General features: G+C 67.5%; 14 protein-coding genes. 7 read left to right on the plus strand and 7 right to left on the minus strand.

Annotation, left to right across the window (positions count from 1 at the left end; translation table 11 throughout):
* Nucleotides 1-40: 40 nt before the first annotated feature.
* Nucleotides 41-376 (plus strand): YnfA family protein, encoded by a 336-nt coding sequence (locus ACFWFP_RS20085; RefSeq protein ID WP_379297123.1) that lies wholly within the window; start codon nucleotides 41-43, stop codon nucleotides 374-376.
* Nucleotides 377-408: 32 nt separating this feature from the next.
* Here ACFWFP_RS20085 and ACFWFP_RS20090 read toward each other — a convergent pair whose 3' ends face one another.
* On the minus strand, nucleotides 409-1,389 hold the full coding sequence (locus ACFWFP_RS20090; protein ID WP_379297125.1) for a zinc-dependent alcohol dehydrogenase family protein: 981 nt from the start codon (nucleotides 1,387-1,389) through the stop codon (nucleotides 409-411).
* A 104-nt stretch (nucleotides 1,390-1,493) separates the two neighbouring features.
* Between ACFWFP_RS20090 and ACFWFP_RS20095 the strand changes: the two genes are divergently transcribed.
* Nucleotides 1,494-2,063: a TetR/AcrR family transcriptional regulator gene (locus tag ACFWFP_RS20095; RefSeq protein WP_379297127.1), complete on the plus strand. Its 570-nt coding sequence runs from the start codon at nucleotides 1,494-1,496 to the stop codon at nucleotides 2,061-2,063.
* A 302-nt stretch (nucleotides 2,064-2,365) separates the two neighbouring features.
* Here ACFWFP_RS20095 and ACFWFP_RS20100 read toward each other — a convergent pair whose 3' ends face one another.
* The 4 genes from ACFWFP_RS20100 to ACFWFP_RS20115 form a co-directional block, all read right to left on the minus strand.
* Nucleotides 2,366-4,855, minus strand: a complete 2,490-nt coding sequence (locus ACFWFP_RS20100) for an FAD-dependent monooxygenase (protein WP_379297129.1) — start codon at nucleotides 4,853-4,855, stop codon at nucleotides 2,366-2,368.
* 35 nt (nucleotides 4,856-4,890) lie between these two features.
* Nucleotides 4,891-12,054, minus strand: a complete 7,164-nt coding sequence (locus ACFWFP_RS20105) for an amino acid adenylation domain-containing protein (RefSeq protein ID WP_379297131.1) — start codon at nucleotides 12,052-12,054, stop codon at nucleotides 4,891-4,893.
* Between the two features lie 310 nt (nucleotides 12,055-12,364).
* Nucleotides 12,365-14,491, minus strand: coding sequence for an MMPL family transporter (locus ACFWFP_RS20110; protein WP_379297133.1), 2,127 nt, complete (start codon nucleotides 14,489-14,491; stop codon nucleotides 12,365-12,367).
* A 292-nt stretch (nucleotides 14,492-14,783) separates the two neighbouring features.
* A complete protein-coding gene (locus ACFWFP_RS20115) occupies nucleotides 14,784-15,251 on the minus strand; it encodes a VOC family protein (protein WP_379297135.1) in 468 nt (155 codons plus the stop codon).
* A gap of 108 nt (nucleotides 15,252-15,359) precedes the next feature.
* On the opposite strand from ACFWFP_RS20115, the gene ACFWFP_RS20120 reads away from it, so the two are divergent.
* Together ACFWFP_RS20120 and ACFWFP_RS20125 are read left to right on the plus strand one after the other, a co-directional pair.
* On the plus strand, nucleotides 15,360-16,340 hold the full coding sequence (locus ACFWFP_RS20120; protein WP_379297137.1) for a helix-turn-helix transcriptional regulator: 981 nt from the start codon (nucleotides 15,360-15,362) through the stop codon (nucleotides 16,338-16,340).
* Complete coding sequence (locus ACFWFP_RS20125; protein WP_379297139.1) at nucleotides 16,337-17,071, plus strand: hypothetical protein; 735 nt, start codon at nucleotides 16,337-16,339, stop codon at nucleotides 17,069-17,071. Before ACFWFP_RS20120 ends, ACFWFP_RS20125 begins: the two co-directional genes overlap by 4 nt.
* A gap of 100 nt (nucleotides 17,072-17,171) precedes the next feature.
* On the opposite strand, the gene ACFWFP_RS20130 is transcribed toward ACFWFP_RS20125, so the two are convergent.
* Entirely contained in the window at nucleotides 17,172-17,522 is a 351-nt protein-coding gene (locus ACFWFP_RS20130) for an Lsr2 family protein (protein ID WP_379297689.1), read from the minus strand.
* Between the two features lie 408 nt (nucleotides 17,523-17,930).
* Here ACFWFP_RS20130 and ACFWFP_RS20135 point away from each other — a divergent pair, with 408 nt between their 5' ends.
* The 3 genes from ACFWFP_RS20135 to ACFWFP_RS20145 all read left to right on the plus strand — a co-directional run bounded on the left by ACFWFP_RS20135 (nucleotide 17,931) and on the right by ACFWFP_RS20145 (nucleotide 20,956).
* Nucleotides 17,931-18,740, plus strand: a complete 810-nt coding sequence (locus tag ACFWFP_RS20135; protein ID WP_379297691.1) for a helix-turn-helix domain-containing protein — start codon at nucleotides 17,931-17,933, stop codon at nucleotides 18,738-18,740.
* Nucleotides 18,741-19,008: 268 nt separating this feature from the next.
* Nucleotides 19,009-20,697: an alpha/beta hydrolase gene (locus tag ACFWFP_RS20140; RefSeq protein ID WP_379297141.1), complete on the plus strand. Its 1,689-nt coding sequence runs from the start codon at nucleotides 19,009-19,011 to the stop codon at nucleotides 20,695-20,697.
* A 28-nt stretch (nucleotides 20,698-20,725) separates the two neighbouring features.
* The gene (locus ACFWFP_RS20145) at nucleotides 20,726-20,956 is read left to right on the plus strand and encodes a hypothetical protein (RefSeq protein WP_379297143.1); all 231 of its coding nucleotides are present in this window, start codon (nucleotides 20,726-20,728) and stop codon (nucleotides 20,954-20,956) included.
* Nucleotides 20,957-20,983: 27 nt separating this feature from the next.
* Here ACFWFP_RS20145 and ACFWFP_RS20150 read toward each other — a convergent pair whose 3' ends face one another.
* Complete coding sequence (locus tag ACFWFP_RS20150) at nucleotides 20,984-21,817, minus strand: alpha/beta hydrolase (RefSeq protein ID WP_379297145.1); 834 nt, start codon at nucleotides 21,815-21,817, stop codon at nucleotides 20,984-20,986.
* Nucleotides 21,818-21,824 lie beyond the last annotated feature (7 nt).

Here is a 21,824-nt window from a genome sequence, read left to right on the forward strand (position 1 = left end):
GCGGTCATGGCAGCTTGGACTGGAGATTTAGGCTCTGCTCATGACCGTGGTGCGCTCGATCCTGCTGTTCGTTCTCGCTGCGATCGCCGAGATCGGTGGGGCCTGGCTGGTTTGGCAGGGAGTGCGTGAGCACCGCGGCTGGGCCTGGATCGGCGCCGGGGTCATCGCGCTGGGGATCTATGGATTTGTCGCGACGTTGCAGCCCGACGCCAACTTCGGGCGCATCCTCGCCGCCTACGGTGGTGTGTTCGTCGCCGGATCGCTGGTGTGGGGGATGGCGCTGGACGGGTTCCGCCCTGACCGGTGGGACGTGATCGGCGCGGTGATCTGCCTGGTCGGTGTCGCGATCATCATGTACGCGCCGCGCCCCGCTTGACCGGGTAGCCGGTCGCCAGACACACGTCGGCCTCACACGGTGGCGACGATTTTGCCGGTGTGGTGGCCCTGTTCCAGGTAGTGGTGGGCGGCGACGATGTCGTCGAGGGTGAACACGGTGTCGATGATGGGGCGCAGTGCGCCGGTGTGGATGCCGGCGGTCAGGAATGCGGTGATGCGGTGCACGGCCGCCGGGTCGAGGGTGTGTTCGAAGCTCATGTACCGGATCATGGTGATCGGGCTTGCCGGATAGGGTGCGGGCCGGGGGTCGAGCCAGCCGACGGTGATCAGCCTGCCGCTGAATCGTTTGGCCGCGTTGGCGAGTTCGGCCAGACCGGGACCCATGACCGAGTCCAGGACGATGTCGGCGCCGGTGCCGTTGGTGTATCGGTGCGTGGCCTCGACGACATCGTCGCGGTCGGTGACGATGACAGCGGCGGCACCGGCTGCCAGCAGGGCGTGTTCCTTCGTGGCGCTCCGGGTGACGGCGAGGGGGATGGCGCCGATCTGGTTGGCGATCTGGATCGCGGCCAGGCCGACACCGCTGGAGGCGGCGGTGATCAGGACATGGTCGCCGGGCAGCATCGCGGCCTTTTCGACGAGCGCGCCGTAGGTGGTGGAGTACGCCACCCACAACGCCGCTGCGCTGGTGGCGTCCAGGCCGGCGGGCCTGGCGACGACCCGATCGGCGGGCAGGACAAGGTGTTCCGTGTAGGTGCCGTTGGTGTCCATGTCGGGCACGGCCGTGACGATGATCGCGTCACCGGTGGCCCATCCGTCGACTCCGGAGCCGAGGGCATCGATCGTGCCGGTGGCTTCGATGCCGAGGCGGGCGTGTGGCAGGCGGATCGGTCGCGGTGACATGCCCACGCGGATCATCTGATCGAGCCGATTGATACCGACGGCTTCGACCTTGATCCGCACCTCGCCGGGGCCGGGGGCGCCGACCGGTTCGTCGACGATATGCAGGACTTCGGGGGCGCCGGTCTCATCGAAGACGACGACTCGTGACATGGGGGGCTCCTGACCGCTCATCTATTTCTCGTACAGTCGTTCTATTAATATAGATAGTACAGTCGTTCTAGGAATGTCAATCGGGGCGTATCGGGAGGCAAGTGATGGCAGGACGTCCGGTCGACTATCAGCGCAGAGACGAATTGCTCGACGCGGTAGTGGATTACATGGTCGAGCACGGGCTCTCCGAGCTGTCGTGGCGGCCGGTCGCCGCCGGCCTCGGCGTCTCGCCGACCACGCTGGTGCACCACTTCGGGACCAAGGAGCAGATGCTTCAGGTCGTCCTCGAGCGGTTACGGCGGCGCATGTTCGCCGCCACCAGCGATGCGACGGGTCCGCATCCCGACCTGGCGACGGCAGCGCGCGCGGTCTGGACGCGAACCTCCGACCCGCGCATGCAGGCGGAGTTCCGGTTGTTCTTCGCCGCCTACGGACGCGCCCTGCAAGCCCCCCAGCAGTTCGCGGACTTTCTCGACCATGTCGTCACCGATTGGATGTCCTCGTTGCGCGACGCTCAGATGCCGGACACCGACCCGGAGAACGCTACCCGGACAGCCACATTGGTGATCGCGACGATTCGTGGACTGCTGCTCGACCTTCTCACCACCGGCGACCGTAACCGGGTTCAGGATGCCGCCGACAGCTTTCTGAGCGCCCTCGAACGCCGACCATAACCCTCGCTGACCCCTGCGAAATGGTCGGACATCAGGTGGCGCGCAGACTGGGGCGGGCGGGTTGGGTTGGTCGATGCCGCGGACTTGTGCGTTGCCGCCGCGGTGGACGAACTGTTCGTCGAGATCGACCGCGACGGGCCGAAGCACGAACTGATCACGTGGATCTCGCCAGAGGGCATGCAGACGGTCCAACTGCCCTCGCGTCGATCCGGCGAGCACGGCACTTCGGTGTCGAGATCGATACCGAAGTGCCGTCGTGGTCGGCCGGGCCGCGATTCGGATCGGCGCTGTCGGGACTGAACTCAGTGCACGGCAGCGACTTCCGGCGCGGAAACCAGGCTGAGCAGAGCGTCGACCAGGGTGTCGATCAACGTGTCGGCGCGTTCGGGCGACAGTAGTCCGTCGATGTAGCCGAGGTTCAACGACAACGCGTCGGTACCGTGGCCGACGGTCAGCATCATCAGGCCGCTGATCGACATGCCGGAGACGACTTCGGCGCCGGCGACCTCCCAGTCGCCGATACGGGCGGGGAAGTCGCGCGTGTCCACGACGGTCATGCACAGATTTCCCGGCCCTCGGGCGTCCAGCAGGCCGACCACCTTGTCCGGTTGTGCCGGTGTCTTGGGCAGCATGAAACCGATTCCACCCAGGTTGGCCAGGTGCTGGCGCTGTTCGATTCGGCTCGCGAAGTCGGTGGCGAACGCGGTTGCCGTCTGCCACAGCGGCTGTCCCGCCGGTGTCGGGAGGGCGATCATCGCCTGGTAGGCGCCGGTGTGGGTGGCGTCGAGCGGTCGCTCGAGCTGCTCGCGGAACAGTACCGAGACACCGACCGGGAAGTGGGCCCCCGGTGCGCCGGCATCGTTTCCGGCCGCGCGGGCCAGGGCGGCGGCGACCACACTCGACAGCGGTACGCCGTGTTCGGCGCAGGCGGCGAGGAGCCCTCGATACTCGGTACCGTCCACGACCCGCCGCGTCAGCTTGGTGAAACGCCGCGCGGGCGCGACGTCGCTGCCCGCACTGACTCGCACCGGCTTGACCCGCAGATCGCGCACCCCATCGGCCGCCAGCCGGGCGATGGCCTTCCGCTTGCCCCGCCAGCCCTGGAAAGGCCGGGGGAACAACGCTTCCGGCGCGGGTGGCGCGGGCACCTCGGCCACCCAGCCGCCGGTCTCGGCGGCGAGTTCGAGCACCTGCCGGGCGAACGACAGCACCGTCACCGCGTCGGCGATGGTGTAGGTGGAGGTCAGCACGAGGTCGTGGACGCCCGGTGCGGCGGTGATCAAGGTGGCGCGCAGCAGCGGTGCCCCGGCATCGAATCGTGTCCGCAATTCGGTGTCGATCTCGGCGGTCCAGTCCTCGGATGTCACCTCGCGCAACGGAATCGGCGCCATCGCGACCGGAACGAAGCGTGGATCGCGGCCGTTGTCGCTGCGCACCTCGGCATGCAGCATCGGATGCCGCCGAGTCAGCGCGGCCAGACCGGCACGGACCGTATCGGCGCCGAGATCGCCGGTGACGCGCACGCGCGACACGATGTGCAGCGGCGCGACCTGATCCACGGTCCAGTGCCAGCGTTCCAGCGTGGACAACGGCCGCGGCAGCGCGGCGAGCGGCTCGAGATCTCCCAGCCCGGGCCACGTCATCGGTTCGGCCAGACTGGCCTGCAGTTTCGCCTCGCTGCCCTTGGCGATGAAACCGTCGCGGACGACGATCAGCGCACGATTGCGGGTCTGTTCGAGGCGGCCCAGCTTGCGGGATCCGTCCACGAGCATCGTGGTGCGCGGAATCCGGCGCTGTTCGTAGACCCGCAGCGCGGTCACGGCGTCGTCGTGGGTGGCCAGCGCGTGCGCGAGCACCACCGCGTCCTCGATCGCCGAGTTCGCGCCTTGGCCCAGGCTGGGCAGCATCGGGTGGGCGGCGTCGCCGAGCAGGGTCACCCGGCCGCTGCCCCACTCGGTCAGCGGCGGCCGGTCCTGCGCGGGCAGCGCGAGAATATCCGATTCCGGGGTGGCGGTGATGATGTCGGTGATCTCGGGCGCCCAGCTCGCGAATCTGCTGAGCAGATCGTCTTTGCCGTGTGGCCAGTCCGCGGCCTGTTCGGCGGTGGTGGTCAGGGTGGCCCACCAGTAGACATTGCCGTGCCCGATGTCGTGGATGCCGAAGCGCATGCCCCGGCCCCAGTAGTGGATCGAGGCGCCGGGCTCGATCGCCGGGTGCGCGAACGGCACCAACGCCAGCCAGCACACGAACTTGCCCGGTCGCGGCGCCTCGGTGCCGTGCAGCTGGGCGCGAATCGCGGAGTTGATACCGTCCGCGCCGATCAGCACATCGGCGCTCAGGGTGCGGCCGTCGGCGAACTCGACCCGCACCGCGTCGGCGGTCTCGGCGAACGCGACCGCCTCGGCGCCGAGTTCGACCCGCAGATCGTCGCCGCAGGCTGCCAGCAGTACGTCGTGGAGGTCTTTGCGCGCGAGTGCGACCGCGGGAGCGCCCAATTCGGCGTCGATCCCGGACACGTCGACCCGCCGCATGTCCGAACCGCCGGGCCGGCGGAAGGTGAACGAGCGAGCTCGGGCGCCCGCTCGGAGCAGCTCCTCGTCGATGCCGAGATCGAGCGTGCGCAGGGCGTTCATCGCGTTCGACTGCACCGACAGACCGAATCCGGCCGCGCGCAGTTCGGGGCCGCGCTCGCACAGCACGACATCGATTCCGGCCCGGCGCAGGGCCGCCGCAGCGGTGAGACCGCCGATACCTGCGCCGACCACCAGTGCCGACTTGACGGGAGAGTTCACTGAATTTCCTTGCTGTGTAGCGGGATTCGACAGAGTCATGATGCGGTCGCGGCCGCTTGTTCGAGCAATCGAGCGAGTCGGGCGGCCACTTCGCCGACATGCGGGGCCTGGATCAAGGTGAGGTGGTCGCCCGGTACCTCGACGACTTCGAGATGTCCTGCCGCGTAGGCGTCCCAGCCGTTGGTCGGGTCTCGGTGCAGGGTGCCGGCCCGGTCATGGGCGGGACGAAGCACTTGCGGCAGCGGCAGTGCCGCGCGCAACAGGGTGATGTCGCCGTCGTAGGCCTGGGGCCGGTAGGCATCGATCGCACGCCACCCTGCCACGAACACCTCGAACAACCGCCGCACCAGCGCACGGGAACCGGTCGGCGGCAGCACGCCCGCCTCGATCGCGGTGGCGAGGATGAAGTCGAAGACGGCGTCGTCGGTGTCCAGCTCCTGCGGGATCTCGATCACCGCGGTGTCGGCGCCACGCGCCAGCCACAGCAGTTCCCACAGGAAGAACTCGTAGAGGGCGTGTTCGGCCACCGGCATGCCGTCGCCGTGGCGCACCGTCATTGTGTCGATCAGAGCCAGGGTGCCCACCTCGTGACCGGCTTCGGACAGTTGGCGCGCCATCTCGAAGGCGACCATCCCGCCCAGTGACCAGCCGCCCAGATGATAGGGCCCCGACGGTTGGACGCGGCGCAGCGCGGTGATGTAGTTGCTCGCCATCTCCGGGATGGACCCGGCCGGCGTGGTGCCTGTCTCGAGTCCCGCGGCTTGGAGTCCGTACAGCGGCTGCCCATCGGGCAGGTACTGGCTCAATTCGAGGTAGCAGAGCACATTTCCGCCGATCGGGTGCACGAGGAACAGTGGTGTCCCGGTACCCGGTCGCAGGAGCACCAGCGGATCGAAACCCGCCTCGGCACGTTCGTCGAGCCGCGCGGCCAGGGCGGCGACCGTGGGGCCGGTGGCCAGGGCGGAGACCGGCAGCGACACCCCGTAGCGCTGTTCGATGGACACGATCAGCCGCATCGCGGTGAGGGAAGTACCGCCGAGAGCGAAGAAGTCGTCGTGCACGCCGATCTCGGGCAAGCCGAGTGCCTCGGCCATCAGCGCCGCCAGCCCTGATTCCACGGGGGTGCGCGGGCGAACCCGGCCCGCCGAGGTGGCGGCGGGCAGTGCCATCCCGGCCAGGACGGCGTCGGCCCGCTTGCCGCTCGGGGTCAACGGCATCGCGTCGAGCCAGACCAGACGACTGGGAATCATGTAGTCCGGCAACCACTCCCGCAGTGCGGCGGCGATCTGCGCCTCGTCGACCTCGGCCCGGGAGCCGACCAGGAACGCCACCAGTACGGTGTGGGCGCTGGAAGCCCCCGCCGCCCTGGTGTGCGCCACCACGGCGACTTCGCTGACGCCGGGCAACTCCGCGGTGACGCGGTGCAGCGCCAGCTCGACTTCCATCGGCTCCACTCGGTGGCCACGGATCTTGACCTGTCCGCCGCGTCGTCCGTCGCTGACCACCTCGCCACCGGGGAGCCGGCGTCCGATATCGCCGGTTCGGTACAGCCGGCGCCGCGGTGCGAACGGGTGCGGAACGAAGGCCGCTTCGGTGAGCTCGGGCCGGTGCTCGTAGCCGTCGGCGAGGGCGGCGCCGCCGAGGTAGATCTCGCCGGGCACGTGGTCGGGTACCGGGCGCAGCCGGTCGTCGAGGACGAGGATCTCCACGCCGTCGATGGCGGTGCCGATCGGTGGCAGCACCGGGAACAGCGCGGGGTCGCCGGTCATGGTGTATCGGGTGGCGACATGGGTTTCGGTGGGACCGTACTGGTTCTCCAGCAACACCTCGGTGCCCGCCGCGCACAGCGCCCGGATCTCGTCGGTGACGCGGAGTTGCTCGCCGGAGGAGATGATCACCCGCAGCCCGGCCGGTGCTGTGCCGAGCCGGATCGCGGCCTCGGCCAGTTGCTGCAAGGCCACATAGGGCAGGAAGATCCGTTCGGCGCCGGTGCTCGTGAGCACGCGGGCCAGGGCGGGCAGATCGCGGCGCTGCTCCTCGCTCAGCAGGATGAGCCGACCTCCGCCGCACAGCGTCGAATAGATTTCCTGGAACGACACATCGAACGACAACGGGGCGAATTGTGTTGTCGCCGGGGCACGTTCGACACCGGGCAGTAGTCCGCCGGTGGCCGAGAGTTGCCAGCGGATCAGATTGGCCAGCGCACGATGCGGCATGGCCACACCCTTCGGCGTCCCGGTGGAGCCCGACGTGAACAACACGTACGCGGTGGCCGCGAGATCGCCCGCAGGCAGTACGGCAGTGGTTTCCGAAGTGATCAGTTCATCGAGGGTGAGTCGCGAATACCGGGGAGGCACCAGAGTCTCGTGGCCGGCACCGGTGATCACCGCGAACGGCTGTGCCTGTTCGAGCATCGCGTGCAGACGCGAGGCCGGATAGGTGACATCGAGCGGCACGCAGGCCGCGCCCGCCTTGGCGATTGCCAGGACGGTCGCGATCTGTTCGGGTGATCGGTCCAGGGCCACCGCGATGCGGTCGCCCTGGCGTGCCCCGCGTGTCACCAGTGCCGCCGCGACGCGGTTGGACAGCGCGAGCAATTCCGCGTAAGTCACTGCGCGGCTGCCGAATTCGATGGCCACCGCATCAGGTGTGCGGGCCGCGCGGGCATCGAAGAGGTCGATCACCGTGCCGGATGCCGGCGCGGCGACCAGTGGTTGCGCGGCGGGGGCCAGCGAGCCGAAGTCCACCGTGGCCGAGGGATCGCCGGTGAGCAGGTCGAGGACCCGCAGGTAGGTTTCGCCGATGGTGACCAGCTGGTCGCGGGTGTACGTCGTGGGGTCCCCGTCGACGCGCAGTGCCAGCGTTCCGTCGAGCGGGTTGCGGATCGCGTTGACCAGCAGCGCGAAGTTGGTGTCCTCGCGAATGTCGATGCCGAGCAGGGTCACGTCCAGTGCTTCCATGGCCGCTCCCGCGGCATGGAAGTGCACATAGTTGAACGCGGTGTCGAGAACCACGCCCACTTCGCGCTGGATGTCGGTGAGCGGGAACCGCTTGTGCTGGGCGCTGTTGCGCTCCCGCTCGAAGACACCTGTGAGAACCTCGCGCCCACTGCGGCCGCTGAAGTTCAGCCGCAGTGGCATCGTGTTCAGGAACAGTCCGGCCATGCGCTCGGCGTCGATGCGCTCGGGCCGCCCGTGGGTGACGACGCCGGTGGTCACATCCGTGCGCCCGGACAGCAGGCCGATGGTGCCCAGGTGTGCGGCCAGCAGGACTGCTTTGACCGGGATATGCGTGGCGGTGGCCACTTCGTCGGCGCGGGCCAGCAGCTCGGCGCCGACCGGTACCGAGACCGAGACACGCGCCTGCGGTGGACCGGCGATCGGTGTCGGATCGGCGGGAACATGGGGGCGCAGTCCGGGGATGCGGATCGTCTCCGCACCGTCCAATTCCCTGACCCAGTAGTCCCGATCGGCCGGGTCATCGAGCGAATCACGCTCGGCACGAACATATTCGGCGAAGGAGGGGAGCGCGGTGGGGGACTCGCCCGCGCCCCGGTAGTCCGCCAGCAGTTCCGAGATCAGTGTCGCCACGCTCCAGCCGTCGAGGATGGCGTGGTGGAACGACAGCACCAGCTCGATCCGGTCGGCGAGCCGGAACACCGCGAGATCGAAAAGGCCCGGCTGCTCGAAGACGTACCGGCGCAGGCGTCGTTGCTCGATATGGTCGCCGATCACGGCGCCGGCCTCGTCGGCTCCAGTGGTACGCAGGTCGATGATCGTCAGTGGGGGATCGAGGTGGGCGTGCACGAGTTGCAGCGGCTCGGAATAGCCGGCGAGCTCGAAGGAGGTACGCAGCATCGGGTGCCGGGCGATCGATCGCATCGTCGCGGCGCGGAGTGCGGCCTCATCCCAGGGCATCCGCAGTGAGTACCGGAAAACATCGTGGTAGAGCGAGGATTCGGCACGTTCGCGGCTGTGGAACAGCATGCCGAGCTGCAACCTGGTCAAGGGGTACGCGTCCACCACATGGCGAAGGCGCGCCCGGTCGATCCCGGCCACCAGCTCGAAGGGTGCGAGGGCGACAGCGACGACAGCACCGGTACCGGCCCGCTCGGCCAGTTCGGCGATGGTGGGGCATTCGGCGATGTCACGAGCACTGATCACCAGGCCCCTGGCCTCTGCCCTGGCTCGCACCCGCAGCAGCAGAATCGAGTCGCCACCGAGGTCGTAGAAGTTGTCGAAGACCGACACCGACTCGCGGTCGAGCACCTCACGCCAGATGAGCGCCAACTGCGCCTCGACCGGCGTGCGGGGTGCGGTGTGCCCGACGGTCGGATTCTCGGCGGTGATCGCGGCGAGCGCGGCGCGGTCGGCCTTTCCGCTCGGGGTCAGCGGAATCGCGTCGACGCGAACGAACAGCGACGGAATCATGAACTCCGGCAACGTCTTCGACAACGCGGCACGCAGTGCGGCGGGCTCCGGTGCGGAGGCCGCCACGCAGTAGGCGGCCAGATAGGTGGCGCGGTCGGGCGCGGTCCGGTCGATGACCGTGGCGGCGGTGATGCCGGGCAGTGCGGCCAGCGCGTTCTCCACCTCGCCCAGTTCGACCCGGTTGCCCCGGATCTTCACCTGCCGGTCGATGCGTCCCAGATACTCCAGTTCGCCGTCGGCGAGGCGGCGAGCCAGATCACCGGTGCGATACATCCGCTCGCCCGGATGGAACGGGTCGGCGACGAATTTCTCCGCGGTCAATTCCGGGCGGTCGCGGTAGCCGCGCGCCAGACCGGCTCCGGCAATGCACAATTCGCCCGCGACGCCGATCGGTTGGGGCTGGTCGGCGGGGCCGAGCACGTACAGGCGGGTGTTGTCGATCGGTCGGCCGATCGGCACCCGGGTCACCGTCTGGGCGGGGTCGACCGGGCAGTCGTAGTAGGACACGTCCACGGTGGCCTCGGTCGGGCCGTACAGGTTGACCAGACGTGGCGCGGCGGCGCTGAGCCCGGCGAAGGTCTGATTCCACCGATTGACCTGATGCGGCAGCAGCGCTTCTCCACTGCAGAACACCGTCCGCAGGCCGGCGGCCTTGTTCACGGCGGTCGGGTCGGACTCGAGCAGATCCAGGAAGGGCGTCAGCATCGACGGCACGAAATGCATGACCGTGACGCCGAAATCGGCGACGGCGGCGAGCAGTTCGCGGGGATCCTTCTCCCCACCCGGCCGCAGCAGTGCCACCTGGGCGCCCTCGAGCGCCCACCAGAACAGCTCCCACACCGACACGTCGAACGAGGACGGCGTCTTCTGCAGGATCACATCGGTGGGGTCCAGCGGATACCGCCGCTGCATCCAGTCGATCCGGTTGAGCACCGAATGATGCTCGACCACAACGCCTTTGGGGCGGCCGGTGGAGCCGGACGTGTAGATCACGTAGGCCGGGTCGGTGCCGGTCGGGAGCGGAGCCCGTGCCGGTGCGTTCGTCGACCAGTTCTCGGGCGAGAGCACGACTGCGCCGGATATCTCGGTGTCGGTCAGCACCACCTCGGCGGCGCTGTCGGCCAGCAGGTAGGCGATTCGGTCGGCGGGGTAGCCAGGGTCGATCGGGACATAGGCGGCTCCGGCGTGCAGGGCGGCCAGGATCGCGACGAGCATGTCCGGGCCGCGCTCGAGCAGCACCGCGACCAGATCGCCCGCCTCGACCCCGGAATCGCGGAGCACACCGGACAGGGCGGCGGCGCGGTCGGTGAGCTCGCGGTAGGTGATCGAGTCGCCGGTCGCGGTGTGGACGGCGACCGCCTCCGGCGTGCGCTCGGCCTGGGCCATGATGCGGGCGATGACGGTGGTCTGGTCCGCAGCGGGACGCGCCGTCGCGCGAGCGCGATCGACGAGCAGGTCGTGCTCGGTCGAGGACAACATCGGCAGCAGCGACGGATCGGTGTCGATGGCGTCGATTCCGGCATGCAGCAACGCGATCAGGTGATCGGCGACGGACTCGATCGGGTAGTCGGCATCGAAGATATCGGCGGCGTGATCGAGGCGGATCAGCAGCGGACCGTTGTCATCGATCTCCGAGATCGTCCAGGCCATGGCCAGCGGGCTGTACCCCTGCGAGGGTTGCTGCACCTCCTCCAGCCCGTCGATCAGGCCGGCGGCCGAGGGCAGGCGCGGATAGGCGACCGTCACGTCGAACAGCTGTCTCGCGGGGTTGCCGAGGCGGCGCAACTCACCCATGAGGTCGCCGAGCGGATAACGCTCGTGCTGCTTCATCCGTCGCACATCGGCTTTCACCGTGGACACCAATTCGCGCACAGTGCGAGTGCCCGCTGTCCGGATGGGCAGCGGCAGCGTGTTGGCGAAGTGGCCGATGGTGGCCTGCTCGGTGGGGTTGCCGCGATTGCCGAAAGGGATGCCGATGGCGACCTCGTCGGTGCGCAGGACGCGCGACAGGTAGAGGCCGAGCATCGCACAGAAATACGGGTACAGCGACAGCCCCGCATCGCGAATCCGGTTGACCAGCAGGCGATCCAGTGTGAACTCGTAGGCCGTGACCGGTGCCAGCCCCTCGGTGGCGCGGGGCCTGTCGAACAGTGCGGGAGTGCTGGTGGTCAGCCCGGCGACCAGAGCGTCGCGGTCGAGCAGGTACTGATCGCCGGCCCGATAGTCACGCTCGAACGGCAGGCACTCCAGAAACGACGACCCCGGCAGCTCGATCGGATTTCCCGCCATCGTCGTGGCGTAGTCGGTGAGGACCTGGGCGCCGATGTGGAACAGCCCGGTCGCGTCGGCGGCGACGTGATGGGTGGTCAAGACCAGGTAGGAGGACTGCGCGCCGGCGCGGATGATGTGGGCCCGGAAGGGCACCGCCCCGGTGAGGTCGATCGCCGAACCGGTCAGCACTTCGATCCGGCGCTGCGCTTCGGCCTGCGGATCGGGGGCGGCGCCGACATCGATCACCTGCACCGGCGGCATCGGGTCCGACGAGAGCTCCTGGTAGGGAACACCGTCGAGGACGCGGTAGCGCAGCCGCAGGCCGTCGTTGCGTGCCCAGGTCCGCTCGATCGCGGCGACCATCGCGGCGACATCGACGGCGAGGGAGAAGCGGCCGACCACGGTGGAGAGATAGCTGGGCAGACCGGGAAAATGTTCCACGATCGTCCAGATGTCGCGCTGATAGGCAGTCAGTGGATGGCGCATGGAAACGGACATGGATATACCCCTGAGGTGAAGAGCTGAAATGTGCTCGATCGCGCGGCGCTGCTGCGATCCGAATTCCGTCCGGTGGCGGTCGTCGCCCGGCTGATCGGGCGATTTCACGAGTGGTCCGTGCGCCCAAACGGCGCTCGTTTCACTGTGTCATTCGGGCTGGGCGATAGCCAATGTTGTTGTGCCGTAACAGAAGTCACTTACATCGCAAATAGGCCGACGTAATGCCGAATTGTCCGGATATTTGGTCCTGTGAGACGAATGCGGAGACGAAGAATTGCACCGGGAGCCAAACCGTCGCGCAGGCTATCGGTCAGTGCTCACGCACCGCGATGTGACGGTGGACTCTTCGCAGAAAAGGCGGTGCCCACCAGTTCGCGGCGCCCAGCAGGCGCATGAAGGCGGGTACCAACACACCCCGGACCACGGTCGCGTCCATCAACACCGCCAGCGTCAAGCCCACACCCATCAGCTTGGTGAACGCGACCTGTGAAAACGCGAGCCCCACACAGACAATCGCCATCAGCGCGGCCGCCGCGGTGACGATGCGGCCGGTGCGCTCCAGTCCGTAGGCGACCGCGTCAGCCGTCACACCGCGCGTCCGGTACTCCTCGGCGATCCGTGACAGCAGGAACACCTCGTAGTCCATCGACAACCCGAAGGCCAAGCAGAAGACGAGCACCGGCACCGGGGCAGCCAGATGGCCGATCTCGGTGAAATCACCGACCAGCCATTTCAGATGCCCGTCCTGGAAGATGTAGACCATCGCGCCGAAGGTCGCCGACAAGCTCAACGTGTTGAGCAGCACCGCCTTCAGCGGGATCACCACGCTGCCGGTGAACGCGAACAGCAACATGAGCATCGCGGCCGCGATGAGTGCGACGACCAAGGGCAGGCGTCCCGCCAATCCGGATTTGGTATCGGTGTTCTCGGCCGTGGCGCCGCCGACCAGCAGCGGCGAGGGCGTGTCGGTCCGGCGGATGTCGTCGAGCAAGGTTTCGGCGGCCTGCGAATACGGGTCGACATCGGGGACCACCGTCAGATGCGCGCCCTCGGGACCGGGCAGGCTGCTCACCAGCCGCACATGCGTCAGGTGTTGTATGCGCTGGGTCAGCTCGGTCAGCTCGGTCGTGCTGATCGGCCCGTCGACGACCACATCGAACCGGCCTGCCGAGGTCGCCGGGAATTCGGCGCGGAGAACGTCACCGACCTGACGGCTTTCCACTGTCACCGGCAATGCCCGATCGTCGGTCAGTCCCAATCGCAACCCGGCGAACGGCACGCCCAGCAGGATCACCACCAGCAACGCGGCACCACCGAATACCCAGGGGCGCGCGGTGACTCGCCGTGCGATGCGATACCAGAATCCGTCTTCCGGCGGCGCGGGTGCCGGGTCAGGGCGCCCGCGCAGCCGTCGTAGGCCTCGACGCAGGTCGAGAGTGTCGATGCGATGCCCGAACAGCATGAGTAGCGCCGGCAGCAATGTCACCGTGGCGAGCGCGGCCAAGAGTGCCACCGACAGGCAGGCCGCGGCCAGTGAACGCAGGAACGGCATCGGGAACAGCAGCATCGCCAGCATCGCGACGACGATCGTCGCGGCGGAGAACAGCACGGTGCGTCCGGCGGTCAGCACGGTGACCCGCACCGCGGCCGCCACGTCGCGGCCGCCGTGGCGTTCTTCCCTGAATCGGCTGACCAGAAACAGGCTGTAGTCGATGCCGAGACCGAGCCCGAGGACCGTGGTCAGATTCAGCGCATAGCTGGAAACCTGGGTGAACTCGGTGAGCAGACGCAGGATTCCGAACGTTCCGATGATCGAGACCACGCCGAGTACCAGTGGCAGACCCGCGGCGACCAGACTGCCGAAGATCAGCACCAGCAGCACCAACAGGATCGGAATCGTCACCGCCTCACTGACTTTCATGTCGTGTGTCAGTTGTTCGGTGACATCGTGATAGCTCACCGCAGCGCCACCCAGCCGCAGACGGAGCTCGCCGTAGTCTCGATCCCGGTAGCTGTCGATCAAGCGGGACACCACGGTGTCCACCACGATCTCGTCACCGGGAACATCTACGGCGATCAACGCCTTGCCGCGATCGGTGGTGCGAAGGAACTCCGGTGATCCGGTGGACCAGTACGAGCTCACCGAACGCACGCCGGCCACCGCGGCCAGTTCGGTGGTCAGCCGTAGTCCGGTGGTCGCGATCCCGGGCGAATCGACGGTGCCTACATCTGACGGAACGTCTACCAGCACAATGACATTCGGTGTTCCGGTGGTGTACTTCTCCGCCAGGACCCGGGCGGCGCGCGCGGATTCGGCGTCCGCGTTCCAGAACCCGCCGCCGGACAATCGCTGTTGCAGCGAGGCGCCACCCGCGCCCGCGAGAAGGAGTACCAGCGCGATCACCGCGATCACGGTTTTGGGTCGACCAACAGCCATCCGCGCGAGTACTCGCACTGTCCCTCATCTCATCGCGGGCACCGCACGTGAACTCCGGCGCCGTCTTCATCGCGACGGTCATCACCACCACCGCCACGGCTCGGGCAGATAGGGGCGGCGCCGGTGCCATCCCGCGACCCGGGTCGGAAGCAAGTATCGATGTGGCGAACAGGCCCTGTCACTGCATCCTCCGGAGAATTTCCGCCGGAGAACTTTGTCGCGACGACAGGATTGCGAGCTGGAGTTGGCGGGGTCCGGCCCGACCGGATCGGGCCGGACCCCGGGCCACGGCTCAGGCCGGGGCGTACTCGGCCGCCACGTCGAGAATCCAGGTGATACCGAAGCGATCACTCAACATCCCGAAAGCGGGCGCCCACTGAGCCGGGCCGAATGCCTCGATCACCGTCGCGCCCTCGGCGAGGCGTTCCCACAGCGCGCCGACCTCGTCGACGGTCTCGCCGCGCACCGAAAGGAAGAACCGCTCCTCGGTGATGGTGGTGCCGTTGGCACGGTGGGTCGTGGGCGCGGCCACCGCGGCAGGGGAGTCCTGGCCCGGCACGTCGTAGGCCATGACGCGGAACCCGTTGTCGGCGATGACCTGCCCGAAGACCACCTTGGCGGCGCCGGGCAGTTCGGTCGGCATGCCGAAGTCTGCGTAGGTGGCGAGGGTCAGTTGGCCTCCGAACACGGACTGGTAGAACTCCAGTGCCGCACGGGCCTGGCCGTGGAAATTCAGGTGGGCAACAGTGTTGACCGTCATGTCTGATCGATGTCCTTTCGAGTGGTGTGTGCCGCCGGCGGGCGACGAATTCCACACTCTCACCGGTAGAGGACAGAGAATGTCCTCTACTCCTGGCAGTCTGGAACCATGCCGACATCGACTTCGACGGCGACCTCCCGGCGCCTGCTCTCGCTGCTGTCCCTGCTGCAGGTCCGCAGGGACTGGCCAGGAGGTCTACTGGCCGAGCGGCTTGCTGTCAGCGGACGCACGGTGCGCCGCGACGTCGATCGCCTGCGCGAGCTCGGCTATCCCATCCAGGCGATCAAGGGCCCCGAGGGCGGCTACCGGCTGGAGGCAGGCAGTGAACTGCCGCCGCTGTTGTTCGACGACGAGCAGGCGGTCGCGCTCGCCGTGGCGTTGCGAATCGCGGTCGGGACGGGAGCGGGCATCGAGGAAAGCGCCGCGCGAGCCCTCGCGACCGTGCGACAGGTGCTCCCGTCGCGATTGCGGGCGCGAGTCGACGCGCTGGAGCTCGCCGCGAGCGGTGCCGACATCCAAGTCGACACGCGAGTTCTGGTGGAACTGAGCACCGCTGTTCGGTCCGCGCAGGAGGTGCGGTTCGACTATCAGGGGTCGGCGCACGGGCCCGAATCGCGCGCGCCGCGCCGCGTCCAACCCCATCACCTCGTGGTCCGGAACGGACGGTGGTACCTGATCGGCTGGGACCCCGACCGCGAGGACTGGCGCAGCTTTCGCGTCGATCGGATGAGTCTGCGCGTCCCCAACGGCCCACGCTTCGCAGCTCGGGAAGTGCCGGGTGGAGACGTCGTCGCTTTTCTCTCCGCGCGTTTCAAAGGCTCTGCGAGTGCAGATGTCTGGCCGTGCAACGGCGAGGTAATCCTCGATGTTCCCGCCGCCCAGGTCGCGCCGTTCACCGGTGACGCGGTCGTGGAAGCGCTGGGCGACGGGCGAACCAGGCTGTTGATCGGTTCGTGGTCATGGGTGGCGCTCGCCGCGGCAGTGACGCGTTTCGACACCGATATCGAGGTCATCGGCCCCCCAGCGCTGCGCGATGCCTTCGCGACGCTGTCCCGTCGCGCGGACCGGGCTGCGCGGGGCGTTCGATGATCGGGCCACCGAGTTGGCGGCGGCGAGATCTTAGGATGGCGCGTGGGCCCGCGATGGTGGGCTCGGACGAGATCGATGAGGAGCCGGTTGTGTCGGACACGTTTGTCGTTGCTGCTCGAATTCCCATGGGGCGAGAGGCATTCGAGCAGTGGCTGGCGACGCCGGCGCCAGGGCCGGAGACCATCGAGAATCACGGCGCGATGTATGACGGGTGGTTCTGGGACGGCAAGGCGCCGGATTGGCGGCAAGCTGAGAATGGGGTGACGCCTCGGGAGTATTTCGCCGACTGTTTCGGCGAGGACACCGGTGGGCTGACCTATGTGCTGAGGTACCGGGAGGGTGCGCTCGAGGCGTATTTGATGCACTTCGGGTTCTGCGAGTCGAACATCTATACCGCGCTGGTGATGCTCGCCGCCGCGGGGCGGTTGAGCTGCGAGGCGGTGCCGAGCGTGGTGTTGTTCTGGGCCGAGACCAGCGGGTCGATGTTCGCGCCGAATTCGGATGGATGGCTGGCGACGCTGCAGGTGGGTGTCGACCGGGCGCGGTTCGCCGCCGATGTCGATCTCACGGCGACAATCGCGGAGTTGCGCCCGGCCGAGGCGAGTTACTTCGAATTGCTCGTCCGGTTGGCCGAGGTGCAGGAATCGGTCGGCGCCGACGGTGGGTCGAGATTCGCCGCGATCGCCCGTGATCCACGGTATGTGGATGCCGCGGTCCTCGCCGCGATCTGAGCGGGGGATGGTGTGTGACCCGGACGCTGGACTGTGCCCGGGTCACCTCGGCCCCGAGAATCAGATCGGGCTCCGAACACTGCGGGGTATCGGTCCTGCTTTATGCAGAGGCTGCGTCATATGCGGCGATAATCTCCGCGGAGATCCGTCCGCGGGTCGACACCGGGTGGCCCTCGGCGGCGGCCCAAGCCCGAATGGCCGTGAGATCGTTGCGTCGAATCGGTGCGCTCGCAGAAGTTTTCGCGGCGAGTCGACCGGTGGAAGTCTTGGCGCGGCCGATTCGGCGGGCGTAGGGCAGCCACTGGTCGAACGTGTCACGCAGTTTGGTGGCGTTGGTGTCGGACAGGTCGATTTCGTAGGCGACTCCGTCGATGGCGAACGTGACGGTCTCGTCGGCTTCGGAAGTGCCGTCGAAGTCGTCGATAAGGCTGACAATGACTTTGCGCGCCATGGGAATCCTTTTCATTCGGGTGCGGAGGTGTCCACGGATCGTAATAGCCGAATGGGTGTCGAGCGCGCCCAGTGCCAGCGCACAGGCAGCAGAAAGGCCGCCGAAACCGGCGATGGTCACATGTTCTTCGCGGACAGAAGCGAGCCCGCCGCGTGGACGACATCCAGGTGCTGAATCGTCGGCTCTCCTGGACGAGTACCCGCGAAGGCAGCGTGGACGGCAGCGCGTTTCCGCGACTGGCTGGTCGATGCCTGGATCCGGCTGCTGCTGCGCGATCCGCATATCGTGCGCTGGTGACGCACCGGAAGGCGCCTTTGCCGGGGTCCGAACCTGCGTGTTCCGGGCCGGTAGCGTGCTGTGGTCGCTATCGTGCAGGGCGTAGGCAAGGCTCGAACGGGAGTGAGTGCCGTGAACCAACTGACCAGGTCGCGCGATTCGGAGCTGTTGACGCTGCCGACATTCGGCAGCTTCTTACGGTGGTTGCGTGACGATCGCCGAATGTCGCGCGAACGATTGGCCGTGTCGGCAGGCGTCAGCGCCAGCTATGTCACTCACCTGGAGTGGGGCGATCGGGATCATCCCGCGCGTGCGGTCGTCGAATCCCTGGTCGACTGCCTGGACCGAGTCCGCGCGTTGACGACGACCGAGCGACGGCACCTGTTCGACCTGGCCGGACTGCCGATCACGTCGACCCCCACGGTTGACCAATTGCGCGCCGGTATCAGCGATGACGCGCTGCGCATACTCGATGCACATCGTGGAGGTGTGGCGGGTTATTTCGACGCCCGCGGCAATATCCTGGCGCTCAACAACGCCGCACAATCGATGTTGCCCGGCCTGAGCGTCGGGGAAAACGGTCTGCATTGGCTGTTCGGGAGCGAGACTGCCCGGCAGGTCTTCGTCGACTGGGATGACATCGCACGCGCGACGGTGAGCGGATTGCGTGGCCGAATCGGCACCTTCGGCCACGCCGACTGGCCCGAACAGCTTCTCGACGAGCTCGGTGTCTACCCCGAATTCTGCTCGATATGGAACGCCGGAGAAGTGACTTTTACCTCGGAGCTGCCGCCGATCCGACTCCGCGAGTCCGACGCGGCACGACCGGTCGGTCTCACCGTGCAGGTGTTCGACGTCGATGTCGTGGATTATCCGGGCTGGTTACGCGCCTTTGTCGGGACTCGCCGCGACGATCCCGTGGCACGGATGACGATCATGTAGCGACCTGACATGCTCGCGCATTCTTGTGATTGTGCTCTGTCCAGTGGTTGTACCGAACGGGGCCAGCACGGTTGACCCGTGTTCAGCTCACATGTCGGTGTCGATTGCCCGAATTCCGTTTCGTGGTATCACCGGGTCGTATAGTTCAGACCACTGAACGAATCCCGGACCAGGCCTTGTGTCGGCCTGAGCACACGACAGGGCTGCGCCGGGTTCGGCAGTGTATTGCGCGCACCGGTGGATCGTTGGCCGAATCACAGGGGAACAAATGAATCCACGCGTAGACATTTCCGACGTCGAGTCGGCCGGTGAGCAGCACAACGATGCCGCGATGCCGGACGGCCGGGGATTCCATTTCGGCGGCGCGGTGGGGGCATTGGTGTTGGTGTGGTTGTCGCTGACGCCCTCACTGCTGCCCAGAGGACCGCTGTTCCAGGGAATCGTCGCCGGTGCCGCCGCTGCCTTCGGATACGGCCTCGGCATCGCAGTCGCCGCCCTGGTGCGGTGGATGTTGCACCGCAGGCGCGGGCCTGCGCCGGCGGTGGCATGGTGGGCGCTGGGGGTCGTGGCCTGCCTCGGATCGGTCGCCGTGCTGGCTTGGTATGGCGACTGGCAGAGCGATCTGCGTTCGCTCATGGGGGTGAGCGGACTTCCCTGGCACGCCTATCCGATCATCGTGGCGATCGCCGCCGTCGTGTTCGCGGTGTTGATCGCGGTATCGCGGTTGTGCTGGGCGCTGGCGCGAGGGGTCGGTGGGCTCTTGGCGCGGGTGATGCCGCCGCGCGTCGCGGCGGTGCTCGGCGGTGTGGTGGTGGTCGTCGTGGCTGTCGCCGCGGTCAACGGGGTGGTCGCGGACGTGGCGATGTCGATGCTCAACGAGACATTCAAGGCCGTGAACGACGAGAGCTCACCTGATACCGAGGAGCCCGTTCTCGCCGAGCGTTCCGGTGGTCCCGGCTCGCTGGTGAGCTGGGACTCCCTGGGCAGGCAGGGGCGAATCTTCGTGTCCAATGGTCCCACCGCGAGCGAATTGACCGCATTCAGCGGTGAGCCCGCACGCGAGCCGATTCGCGTCTACACCGGCCTCGACTCCGCGGAGTCCATCAGAGCCGAAGCCGATCTCGCGGTGGCCGAATTGCGGCGGGCCGGTGGATTCGAACGAGCGGTCCTCGGGATCGCGACCACCACCGGAACCGGGTGGATCAACGAGTCGACTGCCTCGGCGCTGGAGTATCTGGCCGGCGGTGACAGTGCGCTGGTGAGTATGCAGTACTCGTACCTGCCGAGTTGGCTGTCTTTTGTCGTCGACCAGGAACGCGCTCGACAGGCCGGTCAAGCATTGTTCGAGGCGGTGCATGCCGAGTGGGACCTCCTGCCGGTCGATCGTCGGCCGAAGCTGGTGGTGTTCGGGGAGAGCCTCGGATCCTTCGGTGGTGAGGCGGCGTTCTCCGGCATCCAGGACATGGCGGCCCGTACCGACGGCGTCCTGTTCGTCGGCCCCACCGCCACCAATCCGGTGTGGCGCGATGCCACCGCACGACGCGACCCGGGTTCGCCGCAGTGGCTGCCGATCTACCGTGACGGGCGCACGGTGCGTTTCGTCGCCGACACACCGGATCTCGCCCGCCCCGAGGCCGTGTGGGTGGCGCCCAAAGTGGTGTATCTGCAGCACGCCTCCGACCCGATCACCTGGTGGACACCGCGACTGCTGTTCCAGAAACCCGACTGGCTCACCGAGGAACGCGGTCGCGATGTCTTGCCGAGCACCCGCTGGATTCCGGTGGTGACGTTTCTGCAGGTCTCGGCGGACATGGCTGTCGCGGTCGATGTGCCGGACGGGCACGGCCACACTTTCCAGGCCGACATCGCCGACGCCTGGGCCGCGATCCTGTCACCGGCCGACTGGACCGTCGCCGACACCGAGCGTTTACGAGAGATCCTGCGTGGCGCCGAGTGAACGCCACCCCGTCGAAAGGAGGACTCTGATGAACGATTCCGCCGGTAAGCGGTCGCTGCTGAGGCGCGTCTCACCGACCCAATGGGTCGCCATCGCGTTGAGCATCTTGGCCGTCGTGTTCGTGCTGGAGAACAGAGGAAAGGTCTCTGTCGAAATCCTGTTGATCACGGTCAGTTCCCCGATGTGGCTGATCCTGTTGGCGATGTTCATCGTCGGCTGGATCACCGGAGTTCTCACCACCCGTCGCGCCCGCAAATAACGCTCGACGGCGCCGAGGCCGGCTCGGCTATCGAACCGAGTCCGCGGCCTCGGCGATGGTGTCGGCGACGGCGATCGGCTGGGAGACCAACGAGGCATGCGAGGAGCTGATCTCGCGGGTGGTGGCCGCGGCGCGTCCGGCCATGAACCGTTGCGCGGTTGCGGGAATGACGCGGTCCTCACCCGAGACCAGGTACCAGTTGGGTGTGCTCGCCCACGAGGGTGCGCCGGAGGGTTCCAGATTGGCGTTCAGCGCCGCCGAGTGCTGGTGGGCGTACATGTTCGCGGCGGTGTCGGTGCTGACGTCCTGGGCGAAGATACTGTGAAAGTACGGTGCCGCGATGTAGCCGTCGACATTCTTGCCGGCGATGCCGGTGGCGTCGTCCACGACCCGCACCTGCAGCGCGGGCGGGAGCAGTTGGCTGCCGGGGAACCGGATCGGATCGAGCAGTCCCAGCACGAACTCGCCCTGCGCCGGGGCGAATGCCGCGATGTAGACGTTGGCTTTGACCTTGGGGTCGTGGGTGTTGGTGATGACCGACCCGCCGTAGGAGTGCCCGACGAGGACAACCGGACCGTCGATGGAATCGAGCACGCCCTGCAGCGCCTGCGCGTCGTTGCGGGGTCCGCGCAGCGGGTTGTCCACCGCGACAACACGATAGCCGCGTCCGCGCAGCTCGGCGGCGACGCCATCCCAGCTGGTGGCGTCGGCGAAGGCGCCGTGCACCAGCACCAGCGTGGGTTCGCCCGCGTCGGCAGTCGCGAGTACGGGGACGAACGGGCCGAGCGCGACAACCGCCGCTGCTACGACGCTCAGCAACCGGCGTCGGCGCGGACTCGAAACGTTGGTTGACGAGGACATGATCGGT

Source organism: Nocardia sp. NPDC060249 (genome assembly GCF_042728755.1).
Lineage (GTDB): Bacteria > Actinomycetota > Actinomycetes > Mycobacteriales > Mycobacteriaceae > Nocardia.

What these genes read in the sequence shown, in the direction of transcription:
- ACFWFP_RS20085 (WP_379297123.1), top strand. Translation starts at nt 41, where the DNA reads ATGACCGTGGTGCGCTCGATCCTGCTGTTCGTTCTCGCTGCGATCGCC.
- ACFWFP_RS20090 (WP_379297125.1), bottom strand. Translation starts at nt 1,389, where the DNA reads ATGTCACGAGTCGTCGTCTTCGATGAGACCGGCGCCCCCGAAGTCCTG.
- ACFWFP_RS20095 (WP_379297127.1), top strand. Translation starts at nt 1,494, where the DNA reads ATGGCAGGACGTCCGGTCGACTATCAGCGCAGAGACGAATTGCTCGAC.
- ACFWFP_RS20105 (WP_379297131.1), bottom strand. Translation starts at nt 12,054, where the DNA reads ATGTCCGTTTCCATGCGCCATCCACTGACTGCCTATCAGCGCGACATC.
- ACFWFP_RS20110 (WP_379297133.1), bottom strand. Translation starts at nt 14,491, where the DNA reads ATGGCTGTTGGTCGACCCAAAACCGTGATCGCGGTGATCGCGCTGGTA.
- ACFWFP_RS20115 (WP_379297135.1), bottom strand. Translation starts at nt 15,251, where the DNA reads ATGACGGTCAACACTGTTGCCCACCTGAATTTCCACGGCCAGGCCCGT.
- ACFWFP_RS20120 (WP_379297137.1), top strand. Translation starts at nt 15,360, where the DNA reads ATGCCGACATCGACTTCGACGGCGACCTCCCGGCGCCTGCTCTCGCTG.
- ACFWFP_RS20125 (WP_379297139.1), top strand. Translation starts at nt 16,337, where the DNA reads ATGATCGGGCCACCGAGTTGGCGGCGGCGAGATCTTAGGATGGCGCGT.
- ACFWFP_RS20130 (WP_379297689.1), bottom strand. Translation starts at nt 17,522, where the DNA reads ATGGCGCGCAAAGTCATTGTCAGCCTTATCGACGACTTCGACGGCACT.
- ACFWFP_RS20140 (WP_379297141.1), top strand. Translation starts at nt 19,009, where the DNA reads ATGAATCCACGCGTAGACATTTCCGACGTCGAGTCGGCCGGTGAGCAG.
- ACFWFP_RS20145 (WP_379297143.1), top strand. Translation starts at nt 20,726, where the DNA reads ATGAACGATTCCGCCGGTAAGCGGTCGCTGCTGAGGCGCGTCTCACCG.
- ACFWFP_RS20150 (WP_379297145.1), bottom strand. Translation starts at nt 21,817, where the DNA reads ATGTCCTCGTCAACCAACGTTTCGAGTCCGCGCCGACGCCGGTTGCTG.